This window comes from Microvirga pudoricolor, from assembly GCF_016892705.1.
GTDB classification, from domain to species: Bacteria; Pseudomonadota; Alphaproteobacteria; order Rhizobiales; family Beijerinckiaceae; genus Microvirga; species Microvirga pudoricolor.
This window is the reverse complement of record NZ_JAFEMB010000001.1, coordinates 1,276,060-1,291,367: the sequence shown is the minus strand read 5'-3', so window position 1 is coordinate 1,291,367 and position 15,308 is coordinate 1,276,060. Positions and strand designations below refer to the sequence as shown.

Annotated in this window: 15 protein-coding genes; 12 read left to right on the top strand and 3 right to left on the bottom strand. The window is 66.8% G+C overall.

Features of this window, described 5'->3' with window-relative positions; translation table 11 throughout:
• The first annotated feature begins 11 nt into the window (after window positions 1-11).
• The 3 genes from ILT42_RS05920 (at window position 12) to ILT42_RS05910 (ending at window position 3,361) form a co-directional block, all read left to right on the top strand.
• Window positions 12-914, top strand: a complete 903-nt coding sequence (locus ILT42_RS05920) for a DMT family transporter (protein ID WP_204214482.1) — start codon at window positions 12-14, stop codon at window positions 912-914.
• Between the two features lie 65 nt (window positions 915-979).
• Window positions 980-2,125, top strand: coding sequence for a 2OG-Fe(II) oxygenase (locus tag ILT42_RS05915; RefSeq protein WP_204214480.1), 1,146 nt, complete (start codon window positions 980-982; stop codon window positions 2,123-2,125).
• A 69-nt stretch (window positions 2,126-2,194) separates the two neighbouring features.
• On the top strand, window positions 2,195-3,361 hold the full coding sequence (locus tag ILT42_RS05910) for an acetyl-CoA acetyltransferase (protein ID WP_204214479.1): 1,167 nt from the start codon (window positions 2,195-2,197) through the stop codon (window positions 3,359-3,361).
• 187 nt (window positions 3,362-3,548) lie between these two features.
• Here the strand turns inward: ILT42_RS05910 and ILT42_RS05905 are convergent, their stop codons facing one another.
• Window positions 3,549-3,848 carry a BolA family protein gene (locus ILT42_RS05905; protein WP_204214477.1) on the bottom strand — a complete coding sequence of 100 codons (300 nt, stop codon included), beginning with the start codon at window positions 3,846-3,848 and terminating at the stop codon, window positions 3,549-3,551.
• An 89-nt stretch (window positions 3,849-3,937) separates the two neighbouring features.
• On the opposite strand from ILT42_RS05905, the gene ILT42_RS05900 reads away from it, so the two are divergent.
• The 8 genes from ILT42_RS05900 (at window position 3,938) to ILT42_RS05865 (ending at window position 13,038) form a co-directional block, all read left to right on the top strand.
• The gene (locus tag ILT42_RS05900; RefSeq protein WP_204214476.1) at window positions 3,938-4,561 is read left to right on the top strand and encodes a J domain-containing protein; all 624 of its coding nucleotides are present in this window, start codon (window positions 3,938-3,940) and stop codon (window positions 4,559-4,561) included.
• Between the two features lie 114 nt (window positions 4,562-4,675).
• Window positions 4,676-5,665, top strand: coding sequence for a cobaltochelatase subunit CobS (cobS, locus tag ILT42_RS05895; RefSeq protein ID WP_204214475.1), 990 nt, complete (start codon window positions 4,676-4,678; stop codon window positions 5,663-5,665).
• A gap of 118 nt (window positions 5,666-5,783) precedes the next feature.
• Complete coding sequence (gene cobT, locus ILT42_RS05890; protein WP_204214472.1) at window positions 5,784-7,676, top strand: cobaltochelatase subunit CobT; 1,893 nt, start codon at window positions 5,784-5,786, stop codon at window positions 7,674-7,676.
• Between the two features lie 128 nt (window positions 7,677-7,804).
• A complete protein-coding gene (locus ILT42_RS05885) occupies window positions 7,805-8,845 on the top strand; it encodes an esterase-like activity of phytase family protein (protein ID WP_204214467.1) in 1,041 nt (346 codons plus the stop codon).
• 209 nt (window positions 8,846-9,054) lie between these two features.
• Window positions 9,055-10,449, top strand: coding sequence for a circularly permuted type 2 ATP-grasp protein (locus ILT42_RS05880; RefSeq protein ID WP_204215121.1), 1,395 nt, complete (start codon window positions 9,055-9,057; stop codon window positions 10,447-10,449).
• A 28-nt stretch (window positions 10,450-10,477) separates the two neighbouring features.
• Window positions 10,478-11,422, top strand: coding sequence for an alpha-E domain-containing protein (locus ILT42_RS05875; protein WP_204214465.1), 945 nt, complete (start codon window positions 10,478-10,480; stop codon window positions 11,420-11,422).
• 3 nt (window positions 11,423-11,425) lie between these two features.
• Entirely contained in the window at window positions 11,426-12,244 is an 819-nt protein-coding gene (locus ILT42_RS05870) for a transglutaminase family protein (RefSeq protein WP_204214464.1), read from the top strand.
• Window positions 12,245-12,288: 44 nt separating this feature from the next.
• Window positions 12,289-13,038, top strand: a complete 750-nt coding sequence (locus tag ILT42_RS05865; RefSeq protein ID WP_204214462.1) for a hypothetical protein — start codon at window positions 12,289-12,291, stop codon at window positions 13,036-13,038.
• Between the two features lie 6 nt (window positions 13,039-13,044).
• Here ILT42_RS05865 and ILT42_RS05860 read toward each other — a convergent pair whose 3' ends face one another.
• Window positions 13,045-13,671: a queuosine precursor transporter gene (locus ILT42_RS05860; protein WP_204214460.1), complete on the bottom strand. Its 627-nt coding sequence runs from the start codon at window positions 13,669-13,671 to the stop codon at window positions 13,045-13,047.
• A gap of 122 nt (window positions 13,672-13,793) precedes the next feature.
• Window positions 13,794-14,084 (bottom strand): 50S ribosomal protein L28, encoded by a 291-nt coding sequence (rpmB, locus tag ILT42_RS05855; protein WP_204214458.1) that lies wholly within the window; start codon window positions 14,082-14,084, stop codon window positions 13,794-13,796.
• A gap of 236 nt (window positions 14,085-14,320) precedes the next feature.
• Here rpmB and ILT42_RS05850 point away from each other — a divergent pair, with 236 nt between their 5' ends.
• Window positions 14,321-15,169, top strand: a complete 849-nt coding sequence (locus ILT42_RS05850; protein WP_204214456.1) for a DUF3108 domain-containing protein — start codon at window positions 14,321-14,323, stop codon at window positions 15,167-15,169.
• The last annotated feature ends 139 nt before the right edge of the window (window positions 15,170-15,308 follow it).

Genomic DNA, 15,308 nt, shown 5'->3' with positions numbered 1-15,308 from the left:
CAAGAACGTCCATGAATTCTCTGTACTTATGGGTTCCGATCACGCTCATCGCCGCCGCCGCCCAGACTGGGCGGAACGCCACCCAGCGGCGCCTGACGGAGATGATCGGCACCGTGGGCGCGACCCAGGTCCGGTTTCTCTACGGGTTTCCGTTCGCGCTCCTGGCACTCATTTTCGTGTGGATCGTCACGGGAGAGAGGATCCCCGGCCCGAGCGGCGCCTTTCTGATCTCTGTGGCGGCTGGTGCGGCGGTGCAGATCCTGGCCACGGCCCTCATGCTCGCCGCCATGCGCGAGCGCGCCTTCTCGGTGGTCACGGCCTACACGAAAACCGAGCCCGTGCAGGTAGCCCTGTTCGGCCTCGTGCTGCTGGGCGACACCCTGACGCCGATGATCGGGCTCGCGATCCTGATCGCCACCGCCGGCGTCGTGCTCATGTCCGTGAAGCCGGGCACGAACCTGGCGTCGGCGGGATGGAAGCCCGTAGTGTTCGGCATCGGGTCCGGGGCGTTCTTCGCCCTGGCGGCGATCGGGTTCCGGGGCGCGATCCTGAGCCTGGAGGACGGCTCCTACCTGGTCCGCGCCACCACGACGCTCGCCTGGAGCCTGGGGGTCCAGACCCTGATCCTGGTCGCGTGGCTCGGCCTGTTCGACCGGCCCGCGCTCCTCGCGAGCTTCCGGGTCTGGCGCACGTCCCTCGGGGCGGGCTTCCTCGGCGCCCTGGCCTCGCAGTTCTGGTTCCTGGGCTTTGCCCTCACCACCGCCGCCAACGTGCGCACGCTCGCCCTTGTGGAGGTGCTCATGGCGCAGGCGGTGTCCCATCGGTTCATGGCCCAGAGAACCACGCGGCGGGAGATCCTCGGCATGGCCCTCATCCTCGGCGGCGTCGGGCTGCTGCTGTTCACGCAAAGGTAGGTTGCGCGGCCTCGCGGCGTCGGTCTAGAAAAGCGTAACACTCTTACGTTATGGAAGGAACCGCGATGTCCGCCGCCACCGCCGCCGCCACGAAACCCGCCTACCGCTCTCTCCAGGCGGGCGATCCGGCGCCGTGGTTCCATCAGGCCTGCACCAGCAACCCGAATTTCGCCTTCGATACGGTGGCGGGGCGTTACATCGTGCTGTGCTTCTACGGCACGGCGTCGGACGAGCCGGGCCGGGCGGCCCTTGAGGCGATCCAGGCCGGGCAGGGCTCGCTCTTCGACGATGACAAGCTCGCCCTGTTCGGAATCAGCTTCGATCCGGCGGACCAGTCCGAGGGCCGGGCCCGCGAGATGCTGCCGGGCATCCGGCATTTCTGGGACTTCGACGGCAAGGTCGGACAACTCTATGGGGCGCTGCCGCAGGGGCAGGAGAGCGGTTCGGTGGCGGCCCGGCGGTTCTGGATGGTGCTCAACCCCACCCTGCGCGTTCGCGCCGTGTTTCCGTTCCGGGAGGATGGCAGCGACCGGGACGAGGTGATGGCCTATCTGCGCGCCCTGCCGCCGATCGACCGTTTCGCGGGGTTCGAAATCCAGGCCCCGATCCTCATCGTGCCGGACGTGTTCGAGGAAGGCTTCCGCAAGCACCTCATCGGCCTCTACGAGGAGCATGGCGGCACCGAGTCGGGCTACATGCGCGAGGTCGACGGCAAGACGGTGGCGGTGCACAACCCCAACCACAAGCGCCGCAAGGACTACACGATCACGGACCCGAACCTGATCCGGCAGGTGCAGAACCGCGTCATCCGGCGCATCAACACCGAGATCGAGAAGGTCCATTGCTTCAAGCCGACCCGGATGGAGCGCTACATCGTGTCCTGCTACGCGGCGGAGGACGGGGGGCATTTCCGGGCGCATCGGGACAACACCACCAAGGGCACGGCCCACCGGCGCTTCGCGGTCTCGATCAACCTCAACGCGGAGTTCGAGGGCGGCGAGGTCGGGTTTCCGGAATACGGGCCGCGCACCTACAAGGCTCCGGCGGGCGGCGCGGTGGTGTTCTCGTGCTCGCTCCTGCACTCGGTCTCGAAGGTGACGGAGGGCCGCCGCTACGCCTTCCTGCCGTTCATCTACGACGACGAGGCGGCCCGCATCCGCGAGGCCAACAACGCCTATCTGGGCGAGGGCGTGGGCGGCTACAGGGCGTGATGCAGGCCTTGTGAAACCCGCACTTCAGGGCCATTCTCCCGGACAACATACGTTCGGGAGACAACATCCATGACAGCCTGCATCGTCGGCTGGGCCCATACGCCCTTCGGCAAACTCGACTCCGAGACCGTCGAGAGCCTGATCGTTCGCGTCACGAACGAGGCGCTGGAGCATGCGGGGATCGGGCCCGAGGATGTGGACGAGGTCGTGCTCGGCCATTTCAACGCGGGCTTCTCGCCCCAGGATTTCACCGCCTCCCTGGTCTTCCAGGCCAGCGACAAGTTCCGCTTCAAGCCCGCCACCCGGGTGGAAAATGCCTGCGCGACCGGCTCCGCCGCGATCAACCAGGCCATCAAGACCATCGAGGCCAAGCGCGCCAAGACCGTGCTGGTGGTGGGCGTCGAGCAGATGACCCGCACCCCCGGCCCGGAGATCGGCGCCAACCTGCTGAAAGCCTCCTACCTGCCGGAGGACGGCCAGACCAAGGGCGGCTTCGCGGGCGTGTTCGGCGAGATCGCAGGCCGCTACTTCCAGCGCTACGGCGACCAGTCGGACGCCCTGGCCATGATCGCGGCCAAGAACCACAAGAACGGGGTCGACAACCCCTATGCGCAGATGCGCAAGGATCTGGGCTTCGATTTCTGCCGCGCCGAGAGCGAGAAGAATCCCTTCGTGGCCGGTCCCCTCAAGCGCACGGATTGCTCCCTCGTCTCCGACGGGGCGGCCGCCATCGTGCTGGCCGATACGGAAACGGCGCTCGGCATGAAGCGCGCGGTGGCGTTCCGGGCGAATGTGCACGCGCAGGATTTCCTGCCCATGTCGAAGCGGGACATCGTGTCCTTCGAGGGCTGCGCGGAAGCCTGGCGGCGGGCCCTCGACGGAGCCCGGATCGAGCTTTCCGACCTGTCCTTCGTGGAGACCCACGATTGCTTCACCATCGCGGAGCTCATCGAATACGAGGCCATGGGCCTCACCGCGCCGGGTCAGGGCGCCACCGCCGTGAAGGAAGGCTGGACGAATCGGGACGGCCGGCTGCCCGTGAACCCGTCCGGCGGCCTCAAGGCCAAGGGCCATCCCATCGGGGCGACCGGCGTGTCCATGCATGCGCTGTCCGCGATGCAGCTCTGCGAGGAGGCCGGGGGCATCCAGGTCAGGAACCCGAAGCTCGGCGGCATCTTCAACATGGGCGGCGCCGCCGTGGCGAACTACGTGAGCGTGCTCGAGCGGATCAAGTAGAGTGGATTGAACCGGGAGCCCCGCCCTGAGCAAACCCGGAGGCTCATCTCGAAGGCCTCATCCTGAGGGAGCCGAAGGCTCGTCTCGAAGGATGGTCCAGTTTGCACCGGAAACACGCCGCTGGAGCCCTCCTTCGAGATGCCGCTAAAGCGGCTCCTCAGGATGAGGTTGAAAAAGCGCGAAAGCCCTACTCCCCCGGCGCCTTGGCCTGGATCGCCAGGGCGTGCAGCCCCCGGTCGAAGGCGCCCCTCATGGCCTCGTTGACGAGGCGGTGGCGGTCCACCCGGGTCTTGCCGGAAAAGGCTTCCGACACGATATAAAGACGGAAGTGAGTTTCCCCGCCCTCACGCCACCCCGCATGGCCATGATGCTTGTCCGATTCGTCGGTAACGGTGAGTTCGGAGGGCTGAAACCTGTCGCGCAGGGCCTGCTCGATCCAGGCCGCCATGGGAATTGTCGGCTGATGGGCGTCGGGTTGCGTTGTCATATCGTCCTGTAAACTCTTTTGAAGAGGTCTGCGGCCAAAAGTGCCGGGGCCTTGGCTCCCGGCTGCTAGCCCCTCATAATCGCTGAATCATGGATCTCAACTCGCCTCTTTTCGACCGCATCCGCATCAAGCCCTCCGCCGATGAACCGCGCGAGGCCGAAGGGCCCTCGTGCGAGCATCCCGGCTGCAAGGCCTTGGGCGAGTTCCGCGCCCCGATGGGCCGGGACCGGGAGGGCCAGTATTTCCGGTTCTGCCTCAACCACGTGCGCGAGTACAACGCATCCTACAACTATTTCAACGGGATGTCCGACACCGCCGTGGCCGCTTACCAGAAGGACGCCATCATCGGCCACCGTCCCACCTGGACCATGGGCATGAACTCGTCCGCCAAGCCGGGAGCGAGCCCGGAGGCGCCCAAGCGCGACTGGAGCTACGTGGACCCGCTCGGGGTTCTCAACGGGCATGACTTCACCCAGGCCCGCCAGCGCCAGGCCCCCGAGCCGAAGCGCCCCCGCTATACGGGCGCGGTTCGGCGGGCGCTCGACGTGCTCGGCCTCGACGACGGAGTGGACGGGCCGGCCATCAAGGCCCAGTACAAGACTCTCGTGAAGCGGTTCCACCCGGACGCCAACGGAGGCGATCGCTCCTACGAGGCCCGCCTGCGCGACATCATCAAGGCGCACGACACCCTCAAATCCGCCGGGCTCTGCTGATCGCAAAACGACCGCCCGCGTTGCGTTCGCGGCATTTGCGCCTCGCCTGCGAGGCCTATAAGAAGTCTGACGCATCCCTTTGAATCACGACGGCAATCCGACCGAGAGGCCCCCATGAAGGCAGACACCGAAACAGCAGCCCTTACCCCGGACATGAAGGTGTCCGTGCGTCAGGTCTTCGGGATCGACTCGGATCTGGAAGTGCCCGCCTTCTCGCAGTCCGAAGAGCATGTGCCCGACCTCGACCCGGATTACCTGTTCGACCGGGAGACCACGCTGGCCATCCTGGCGGGCTTCGCGCGCAACCGGCGCGTGATGATCACGGGCTATCACGGCACCGGCAAGTCGACCCATATCGAGCAGGTGGCGGCCCGCCTCAACTGGCCCTGCGTGCGCGTGAACCTCGACAGCCACGTGTCCCGCATCGACCTCGTGGGCAAGGACGCCATCGTGCTCAAGGAAGGCCAGCAGGTCACGGCCTTCCAGGACGGCATCCTGCCCTGGGCGCTGCAGAACAACGTGGCTCTGGTCTTCGACGAGTACGATGCGGGCCGCCCGGACGTGATGTTCGTGATCCAGCGCGTGCTGGAGCAGTCCGGCAAGCTCACGCTCCTCGACCAGAAGCGGGTGATCAAGCCGCATCCGTCCTTCCGGCTCTTCGCCACCGCCAACACGGTGGGCCTCGGCGACACGTCGGGCCTCTATCACGGCACGCAGCAGATCAACCAGGGCCAGATGGACCGCTGGTCCATCGTCACCACCCTGAACTACCTGCCCCACGACCGGGAGGTCGACATCGTCCTGTCGAAGGCGAAGCACTACCAGGAAGACCCGCAAGGGCGGGATATCGTCAACAAGATGGTGCGCGTGGCCGATCTCACCCGCAGCGCCTTCATGAACGGCGATCTCTCCACCGTCATGAGCCCCCGCACGGTCATCACCTGGGCCGAGAACGCCGAGATCTTCGGCGATACGGGCTTCGCGTTCCGGGTCACGTTCCTGAACAAGTGCGACGAGCTCGAGCGCACCCTCGTGGCCGAGTTCTACCAGCGCTCCTTCGGCAAGGACCTGCCGGAGAGCGCGGTGAATATCGCGCTGAGCTAAGACAAAGCGTCATCCCGGACGCGCTCTGCGCGATCCGGGATCGCATGCAAATTTCGCTGGTTTTCGCGATCCCGGCTCGCCGCTCCGCTTTGGCCGGGATGACGGTATAAGGAATCCGATGTCCATCTCGAACCGCAAACCGGGTGAGAAGAAGGAAGCGCCGTCGGAGCCGCTCAAGCGCTCGATCGCCGGCTGCATGAAGGCGATCGCCCGCAAGCAGGACCTCGAGGTGACCTTCGCGTCCGATCGTCCCGCGCTCATGGGTGACAAGGCGCGCCTGCCGGAACCGCCCCGCAAGCTCAACGCCGGCGACGTGGCGATCCTGCGCGGCCACTCCGATTCCATGGCCCTGCGCCTCGCCTGCCACGACGCCACCCTGCACCGCCGCCTCGCGCCTGACGGCCAGGCTGCCCGCGCCGTCTACGACGCGGTCGAGCAGGCGCGCGTGGAATCCATCGGCTCGCGCCGCATGAGCGGCGTGTCGTCCAACATCAACGCCATGCTGGAAGACCGCTACCATCGCGGCGGCAAGTACGAGGACATCACCGACCGGGCCGACGCCCCCCTGGAGGATGCCATCGCCCTCATGGTGCGCGAGCGCCTGACGGGCCAGAAGCCGCCTCCGGCCGCCGCCAAGATCGTGGACCTGTGGCGCGACTTCATCGAGGACAAGGCGGGCCAGGACCTGAACGGCCTTCTCAAGAGCATCGAGAGCCAGCGGGAATTCGCCCGGGGCGTGCGCGACCTGCTCGCCTCCCTCGACATGGCCGACGAGGCCGCCCTCGATCCCGAGGACGAGGAGAGCGAGGACGAGAATCAGTCCGACCAAGAGCAGCAGCAGGGCGAGGGCCAGTCCGAGCAGGAATCGCAGGGCGACCGGGCCGAGATGGAAACCAGCGCGGACTCGGACGACGACCTGGAGGAGGGCGCGTCCGAGGAGGCCGATGGCCCCTCCGGCGAGATGCCCGAGGAAATGGACGAGGCCGATTCGGAGAACGCCTCCGAATCCTGGCGCCCGCCGTCACGCCACAACGAGGCGCGGGGGCCGGACTACAAGGCCTATACGACGAAGTTCGACGAGGTCATCCTCGCCGAGGACCTGTGCGACGCCGACGAGCTGACGCGGCTTCGCGCCTATCTGGACAAGCAGCTCGCCCATCTCCAGGGCGTGGTCGGCCGCCTCGCCAACCGCCTCCAGCGCCGCCTGCTCGCGCAGCAGAACCGGGCCTGGGAGTTCGACCTAGAGGAGGGGATGCTCGATCCGGTGCGCCTGCCTCGTATCATCATGGATCCGTTCCAGCCCCTCTCGTTCAAGCGAGAGCAGGACACCAATTTCCGCGACACGGTAGTGACGCTCCTGCTCGACAATTCCGGCTCCATGCGGGGGCGCCCCATCACGGTGGCGGCGACCTGCGCGGACATCCTGGCCCGGACGCTCGAGCGCTGCGGCGTCAAGGTCGAGATCCTCGGCTTCACGACCCGGGCCTGGAAGGGCGGGCAGTCGCGGGAATCCTGGCTGCAGGGCGGCAAGCCCGGCAATCCGGGGCGCCTCAACGACCTGCGTCACATCATCTACAAGTCGGCGGATGCGCCCTGGCGCCGGGCGCGCAAGAATCTCGGCCTGATGATGCGGGAGGGCCTGCTCAAGGAGAACATCGACGGCGAGGCGCTGGACTGGGCGCACAAGCGCCTTCTCGCGCGCCCCGAGCAGCGCCGCATCCTGATGGTCATCTCCGACGGAGCGCCGGTGGACGACTCGACCCTGTCGGTCAATCCCGGCAACTACCTGGAGCGCCACCTGCGCCATATCATCGAGGAGATCGAAACCCGCTCGCCCGTGGAGCTCATCGCCATCGGCATCGGGCACGACGTGACCCGCTACTACCGCCGCGCTGTCACCATCGTGGACGCGGAGGAACTCGGTGGCGTCATGACCGAGAAGCTAGCGGAGCTGTTCGAGGAGAACCCGCCGCAGGCCTCCTTCGCCCCCCGGCGCAAGCTTCACGCCTGACGGGCCCACTGGCGCAAAGGAGCTATCTCCCCGCCAGCCCCCGTTTCCGGTAGGCTTGATACCCGCCGGATTCTCCCACCGCGCCGTTCAGGAGCCGCCCTCATGCGTGTCACGACCCTCGCCGCCGCATGAACCTGAACCGGCGCCATTTCCTCGTCGGCGGCGGCGTCCTGGCGGGCGCGGCCTTCCTCGGACGGCCGGGCTCGGCGCGGCCCCGCGCCGCCAGCGCCCTCAAGCCCATCGACATCCAGGCGCGGGCCATCTCCTACCTGTCCGTTCTCGAACCCGAGCGCACCCGTTTCGACGGCCTCGTCTTCCGCTCCGGGCTCGAACTGCGCTGCGCGGACGAGCGCTTCGGCGGCTTCTCGGGCCTCTGGCGATCCCCTGACGGCGCAAAGCTCGTGGCCCTCGCGGACAACGCCCAATGGCTGACGGCCGACGTGGAGACCCGGGACGGCAAGCTTGCCGGCCTGTCCGAGGCTGTCCTGGCCCCTGTCCTCAACGAGGCGGGCAAGCGGCTCAGTACAACACCCTATTACGATACGGAAAGCTTTGCGGTCGGCCCGGACGGCACGGCCTATATCGGCATCGAGCGCCGTCATGCGGTCATGCGCCTCGACTGGGGGCGCCAAGGCGTCCTGGCCCGGGCGAGGCTCCTCCCGCTCCCGGAAGACCTGGCCGAGCAGATCAAGGACCTGCCCAACAACAGCGGCCTGGAGGCCCTCGGCGTCGCGCCGCCCCGCTCCCCCCTGGCCGGCGCGGTCGTGGCCGTGGCCGAGCATGCCTATCGGGGCGACAGCCCCAACACCCTGGGGTTCATCCTGACGGGACCGCAGCGGGGCACGTTCCTGGTCGAGCGCTCCGGCGGCTACGATGTGAGCGACATGGCATTCCTGCCCGACGGCGATCTCCTGCTCCTGGAGCGGCAGTTCGGCCTGTTCACGGGCTTTCGCATCCGCATCCGCCGGGTCGCGGGTTCGTCCCTGCGGCCCGACGCGTCCGTGTCGGGCTCCGTCCTGTTCGAGAGCGGGCCGACGCACCAGATCGACAACATGGAGGGTCTCGCCGTCTTCCGCCGGGGCGGCGACATCATCCTGACCCTCATCTCGGACGACAATTTCAGCCGCCTGCAAAGGACCCTGCTCCTGGAATTCGCTCTTCCGGGCTAGCACCCGTCCCGATGCCTGCCCGCCGTTGGGCCGCGTGATGCCATTCTGGGCATATGCTGCCTTTTGGCTAGGCAGGGAGGACTTGTGCGGGCGTTGGGCCGGCCTCTAAGCTTCCGGGCGAGCATGCAACGGAACAGGTCCCTGGCGGTCGGGGCACCGACGAGGACGGGTTTAGGGCTTCAGTGGCGGACAGATCGATCTTCGACGAGATGAACGGGCAGGACGGGCAAGGCCGCGCCGCCTACGACGTGCTCCAGGACTGGCTGAAATCCGCTCCCACCGAATTGCTGGAACGCCGCCGCGCCGAGGCCGAGCTCCTGTTCCGGAAAGTGGGCATCACATTCGCGGTCTATGGCAATGCGGAGGCCGAGGAGCGCCTCATTCCCTTCGACATCATTCCCCGCATCCTGTCCGGGCGCGAGTGGTCGCGGCTCTCGCAGGGCCTGGAGCAGCGCGTCACGGCGCTGAACATGTTCCTCAAGGACATCTACGGCGCGCGCGAGATCCTGCGCGCCGGGATCGTGCCGGAAGAACTCGTCTACCAGAACCCCTATTACCGTCCGCAGATGAACGGGCTGTCCCTGCGCGGCGGGGTCTACGTGCAGGTGGCGGGCGTCGACGTCGTGCGGGTGGACGACGAGGACTTCTACGTCCTGGAGGACAACCTGCGCACGCCCTCGGGGGTCTCCTACATGCTGGAGAACCGGGAGGTCATGCTGCGGCTCTTCCCGGACCTCATGGCAATGCAGCGCATCCGGCCCATCGAGAACTACGTCAACGAGTTGCTGGCCACCCTCAAATCCGTGGCGCCCGAGGGCTCGAACCGGCCCACCGTGGTGGTGCTCACGCCGGGCTCGCTCAACAGCGCCTATTACGAGCACAGCTTCCTGGCCGACCGCATGGGCGTCGAACTGGTGGAGGGCCGCGACCTCTTCGTGCGCGACGAGGTGGTCTACATGCGCACGACGCAGGGGCCGAAGCGGGTCGACGTCATCTACAGCCGCATCGACGACGACTTCCTCGACCCCCTGGTGTTCCGCTCGGACTCGGCCCTCGGCGTTCCAGGGCTGATCGCGGCCTACCGCGCCGGCAACGTCACCATCGCCAACGCTCCCGGCACGGGCGTGGCCGACGACAAGGCCATGTACTCCTACGTGCCCGACATCGTGCGCTTCTACACGGGCGAGGAGCCGATCCTGAAGAACGTGCCGACCTGGCGCTGCCGCGAGCCCGACGCCCTGAAATACGTGACCGATAACCTGCATGAGCTCGTCGTCAAGGAGGTCAACGGCTCGGGCGGCTACGGCATGCTGGTGGGCCCGCACGCCACCCGCGAGGCCCGGGACGAGTTCCGCCGGCGCGTCCTCGACCGGCCCGACAATTATATCGCCCAACCCACCCTGGCGCTGTCCACCAGCCCCATCTTCACCCAGAACGGCCTGGCCCCCCGGCACGTGGACCTGCGCCCCTTCGTGCTCTCGGGCGCCGATCGGGTGCGGCTCGTTCCCGGCGGCCTGACCCGCGTGGCGCTGACGGAGGGCTCCCTCGTGGTCAATTCGAGCCAGGGCGGCGGGACCAAGGACACCTGGGTGCTGAGCGAATGAGCGGCAGGACGAACAGAAGGCGGCCCGCATGCTGAGCCGCGACGCCGACAGCCTCTACTGGCTCTCCCGCTACGTGGAGCGGGCCGAGAACACCGCCCGCATCCTCGACGTGGCCTACCGGATGGCCTCGATGCCGATCTCCTATAACGGGGTCGACACCAACGAGTGGGAATCGGCCCTCATCACGGCCAGCGCCCTCCAGGGCTTCCGGGCGCTGTACGACGAGGTGACGCCGGAGAACGTGATCGACTACCTGGCCTTCTCGGAGGCGAACCCGTCCAGCATCCAGGGCTGTTTCGACACGGCTCGCCAGAACGCCCGCTCCGTGCGCGGAGCGCTCACCTCGGAGATGTGGGAATCGATCAACTCGGCCTGGCTCGACCTGCGCCGCTTCAAGTCCCAGACCCTGCAGGTGGAAGACCTGCCGCGCTTCCTGAACCTCGTGAAGGAGACCTCGCTTCGCTACGACGGTTCGGCGCTGCGCACGATGCTGCGCAACGACGCCTATTGGTTCTCGCGGCTCGGCGTCTATATCGAGCGCGCCGACAACACCGCCCGTGTGCTGGACGTCAAGTACCACGTGCTCCTTCCCAAGGATTCGGAGGTGGGCGGCGGCATCGACTACTATCAGTGGGCCGCGATCCTGCGGTCCGTTTCGGCGCTGGTGAGCTATCAATGGGTCTATCACCAGAACCTGCGCCCCTGGCTCGTGGCGGATCTCCTGATCCTGCGGGAGGAGATGCCCCGCTCCCTCGCCGCCTGCTACGCGGCGCTGTCCCGCCATCTCGACGACATCTCGGAGCGTTACGGCACATCGGGCAATGCCCAGCGCATGGCGCGCGCCGCCCATGCACGGCTGACGAACAGGACGATCGAGGACATCTTCCAGCACGGCCTGCACGAGTTCCTGGAGGACTTCATCACGGAGAACAGCCGCCTCGGGGTCGCGATCACGAACCAATATCTCGGCTGAGCCATGCGCATTCGCATCACCCATGAGACGACCTACCGCTACGACGATCCGGTCAAGTCGACGATGCAGATGCTGCGCCTCACACCGCGGGGCCACGAGGGCCAGACCATCCTGAAATGGTCCCTCGACACGGACGCCGATGCCCGGCTGATCCGGCGGGAGGACTGGTACGGCAACATCATGCACACCCTCTACGCCCAGGGGCCCGTGGAGGAAATCCGCCTCAAGGTTTCAGGGGAGATCGAGACCACGGACACGGCCGGCATCACCCGGGGCTGCGCCGAGCGTTTCCCGGTCCCGTTCTTCCTGCGGCAAACCCGGCTGACGCATGCCGATCCGGCGATTCGCGCCTTCGCGGAGGACACCGCCGGACGCCTGTCCAATCCCCTCGACCGGGCCCATGCGATCACGGCCGCGCTCCACGGGCGGCTGCTCTTCGACACGCAAGCCACCGATACGGCCACGGCCGCCGAGGAGGCCTTCGCGGCGGGCCATGGGGTCTGCCAGGATTTCACCCACGTGTTCCTGGCCGCCGCCCGCCACCTGGGCATTCCGGCCCGTTATGTGTCGGGCTACCTGCACCGTCCGGATCAGGTCGTCCAGGACGCAGGACATGCCTGGGCCGAGGCCCATATCGAGGGCCTGGGCTGGGTGAGTTTCGACGGCGCCAACTCGACCTCCGCCACCGAACATTATATACGCGTCGCCATTGGATTGGATTATTTGGAGGCCGCACCCGTGCGCGGTGCGTTTTACGGCGCGTCTCAGGAAGACCTGGGCGTCAATCTTACGATAGAAAGCGCGCGCCAGGCTCAGGGGTAAAGCCCGCGCCTCAAGGCGGGACGGCGCGTCCCAGGGGAGAAACCATGACCTATTGCGTCGGCGTCCTCGTGAAGGAGGGCCTCGTGATGATCGCCGACACCCGCACCAATGCGGGCGTCGACAACATCGCCACCTTCCGCAAGCTGCACACTTTCGAGGTGCCCGGCGACCGCGTCATCAGCCTGGCGACGGCCGGAAACCTCTCGGTGAGCCAGACGGCTTTCTCCCTCCTGACCGAGGGGATCGAGGATACCGAGACGGGCCGCATGGAAACGCTCCTGACGGTGCCGACCATGTCCAAGGCGGCGCATCTCGTGGGCAACGCGATCCGGCAGGTTTATGCCATCGACGGGATCGAGATGGAAAAGCACAACATGTCGTTCGACGTGACGATGCTTCTGGGCGGACAGATCGGGCATGCGCCGATGCGGCTCTACCAGGTCTATTCCGCCGGCAACGCCATCGAGGCCACGGTCGACACGCCCTTCCTGCAGATCGGCGAGCCGAAATACGGCAAGCCCATCCTCGACCGCGCGGTCACGTATGGGACCTCGCTGGTGGAGGCCCTGAAGCTCGGGCTCATTTCCATGGACTCGACCCTCAAGTCCAACCTCGGCGTGGGACTGCCCATCGACATCCTGGTATCCAAGCGCGATTCGCTCGCGGCCGGCGTCAATTACCGCATCCAGGACGACGAGCCCTATTTTCGGGACCTGCGCGAGAGCTGGTCGGCGGCCTTGCGGGCGGCCCACCAAGCCATCCCGCACCCGCCTTACACGGACGGTTTCCTGTAAGGCCGGTCAGGCGGCCTGCTGGGTCATGCGTGGTCGGATGAAGCGCAGGACGGCCCCATAGGGCGCAAGGGCGAGCGCCGCGAGACCGAGCTTGACCAGGTAATCGGCCAGCGCGAGGCTGGTCCAGGGCAGGACCACGCATTCGTCGGCGATGCCTGCGCTGCCGAGCAGGCCCGAAATCGTGGTTTGGAAGCCCGGAATGTCGCCGCAATAGAACGCGATCGAGAAGAAGATCGCGGTGTCCAGCGCCGAGGAAATCACCGAGGACACGAAGGGGGGCAGCCACCAGGCCTTGTCCCGCAAGGCCGAGAAGATCCGGATGTCGAGAAGCTGGGCCACCAGGAAGGCGGAGCCGGACGCGATGGCGATCCGGGGCGTCGCCAGGATGACCGACAGCACGACGGCCAGGACGAAGCCCACATAGACGATCCGCCGGGCGCCCGCATTGCCGAAGCGGCGGTTGGCCAGGTCCGTGATCAGGAACGAGAACGGGTAGGTGAAGGCGCCCCAGGTCAGGTAATCGCCCAGGCCCGCATGGGCGAAGGGGTACTGGACCAGGATGTTGGAGGCCAGGACCACCAGGGTGATGGCGGCGAGCGCGATGCCGAAGTCGCGGCGGTCGAGGGCGGTCATGGGGCCGGTTCCGAACATGGGGGTTCCCTTCGGGGCTTCCAATTCAGGCTTTGCGATTCAGGCTCTGCAACGCAAACGGGCGGCAAAAGCCGCCCGCTGCCAAACCGTGTGAGGCGAGACGCTCAGCTCGCGGCGGCGAGCTTCTTCTCGATCTCGCGCTTGATCGTCAGGGCGTTCGAGGACAGCTCCTCACCCTTGGCCTTGGCCAGGAACGCATCGAGGCCGCCGCGATGCTCCACGGAGCGCAGGGCGTTGGCCGAGATGCGCAGGCGCACGGAGCGCTGCAGGGTGTCGGACTGGAGGGTGACGTTGCAGAGGTTCGGCAGGAACTTCCGCTTCGTCTTGCGGTTCGAGTGGCTCACCAGGTGGCCACTCAGCACGGCCTTGCCGGTCAGTTCGCAACGGCGCGACATGGTTCTATCCTATTCGTCTATAAAGGGGCCACGGCTTGGACTGTCGCGGGTTTGCTTCAACGCAGATCCCACGCCGCCGGACACCAAAAGTCCTTGGAAGTGGGGAGCCTATAGGCCAAGACCCGACCCCGCGTCAAGAATAGCAGGCGCCGCACCTCGATTTTTTGCAACATCGTGGTCACGATTTCTTCTGATTCGTGTGGGATAGCCTTAACCAAGTTTTCAGAGAAAGCCCGATGCATCCCTTTTTTCTCGGTTTCATGGCCTTGAGCGCGGCCGGTCTCGGCTCGCTTGCCCAGACCCAGCCTCTGGGCGCCCAGACCCTCAAGGCGGATTACGACGTGACCCTGGCGGGGATCCCGCTCGGCACCGCTGACCTGTCCTCGACCTTCGAGGGCCAGAAATACACCATGCAGTTCGCCGTCAAGCTGTCGGGCCTCGCCCGAATGCTCACCGGCGGCAAGGGCGCCGCCACGGCCTCCGGGTCCCTGGTGGGCGCCCAGCCTCAGCCTGCTGCCTTCGCGGTCACGTCCCGGTCCTCCAGCGACGAGCGGACGGTGCGCATGGGGCTCGCGGGCGGCAACGTCTCCGCCGTGGAGGTCAACCCGCCCGTGGACGAGAAGCCCGACCGGGTCGCCCTGAAGGATTCCGACAAGCGCGGCGTCATCGACCCCCTCAGCGCCCTCCTGATGCCCGTGGCGTCCGGAAAGGGGCCGGCCGATCCAGCCAATTGCAACCGCACCCTGCCGGTCTTCGACGGCGCGGCGCGCTTCAATGTGGTCCTGTCCTACGGGGAGACCCGCAACGCCGAGACCGGGGGGTACAAGGGGAAGGTCCTGGTCTGCAACGCCCGATACGTGCCGATCGCGGGTCACCGCGCCCTGCGTCCGGCCACTAAGTTCATGGAGAGCAACAAGGACATGTCGATCTGGCTGGCCCCGGTCGAAGGCCAGAAGGTGCTCGTCCCGGTGCGGATCGCCGTGCGGACCATGGTGGGCATGAGCGTGGTCGAGGCCTCGACCTTCAGCATCGATTCCGGCGCCCGGGTCACGCCGATCTCCGGCCGGGCGACACTCGCCGAGTGATACGAAAGTTCGGTGCAGGCGCGCCCGGAGCGGTGGCGGATCGGCCCTGCAACACCATATAAGAAGGGCGCCCAGACGGGCCGACATCGTCCGCAAACCCTATCCAAGGCGTCCGCGCCCTGGATCGTCCGGCCCCGAG

What these genes read in the sequence shown, in the direction of transcription:
- ILT42_RS05920 (WP_204214482.1), top strand. Translation starts at nt 12, where the DNA reads ATGAATTCTCTGTACTTATGGGTTCCGATCACGCTCATCGCCGCCGCC.
- ILT42_RS05915 (WP_204214480.1), top strand. Translation starts at nt 980, where the DNA reads ATGTCCGCCGCCACCGCCGCCGCCACGAAACCCGCCTACCGCTCTCTC.
- ILT42_RS05910 (WP_204214479.1), top strand. Translation starts at nt 2,195, where the DNA reads ATGACAGCCTGCATCGTCGGCTGGGCCCATACGCCCTTCGGCAAACTC.
- ILT42_RS05905 (WP_204214477.1), bottom strand. Translation starts at nt 3,848, where the DNA reads ATGACAACGCAACCCGACGCCCATCAGCCGACAATTCCCATGGCGGCC.
- ILT42_RS05900 (WP_204214476.1), top strand. Translation starts at nt 3,938, where the DNA reads ATGGATCTCAACTCGCCTCTTTTCGACCGCATCCGCATCAAGCCCTCC.
- cobS (WP_204214475.1), top strand. Translation starts at nt 4,676, where the DNA reads ATGAAGGCAGACACCGAAACAGCAGCCCTTACCCCGGACATGAAGGTG.
- cobT (WP_204214472.1), top strand. Translation starts at nt 5,784, where the DNA reads ATGTCCATCTCGAACCGCAAACCGGGTGAGAAGAAGGAAGCGCCGTCG.
- ILT42_RS05885 (WP_204214467.1), top strand. Translation starts at nt 7,805, where the DNA reads ATGAACCTGAACCGGCGCCATTTCCTCGTCGGCGGCGGCGTCCTGGCG.
- ILT42_RS05880 (WP_204215121.1), top strand. Translation starts at nt 9,055, where the DNA reads ATGAACGGGCAGGACGGGCAAGGCCGCGCCGCCTACGACGTGCTCCAG.
- ILT42_RS05875 (WP_204214465.1), top strand. Translation starts at nt 10,478, where the DNA reads ATGCTGAGCCGCGACGCCGACAGCCTCTACTGGCTCTCCCGCTACGTG.
- ILT42_RS05870 (WP_204214464.1), top strand. Translation starts at nt 11,426, where the DNA reads ATGCGCATTCGCATCACCCATGAGACGACCTACCGCTACGACGATCCG.
- ILT42_RS05865 (WP_204214462.1), top strand. Translation starts at nt 12,289, where the DNA reads ATGACCTATTGCGTCGGCGTCCTCGTGAAGGAGGGCCTCGTGATGATC.
- ILT42_RS05860 (WP_204214460.1), bottom strand. Translation starts at nt 13,671, where the DNA reads ATGACCGCCCTCGACCGCCGCGACTTCGGCATCGCGCTCGCCGCCATC.
- rpmB (WP_204214458.1), bottom strand. Translation starts at nt 14,084, where the DNA reads ATGTCGCGCCGTTGCGAACTGACCGGCAAGGCCGTGCTGAGTGGCCAC.
- ILT42_RS05850 (WP_204214456.1), top strand. Translation starts at nt 14,321, where the DNA reads ATGCATCCCTTTTTTCTCGGTTTCATGGCCTTGAGCGCGGCCGGTCTC.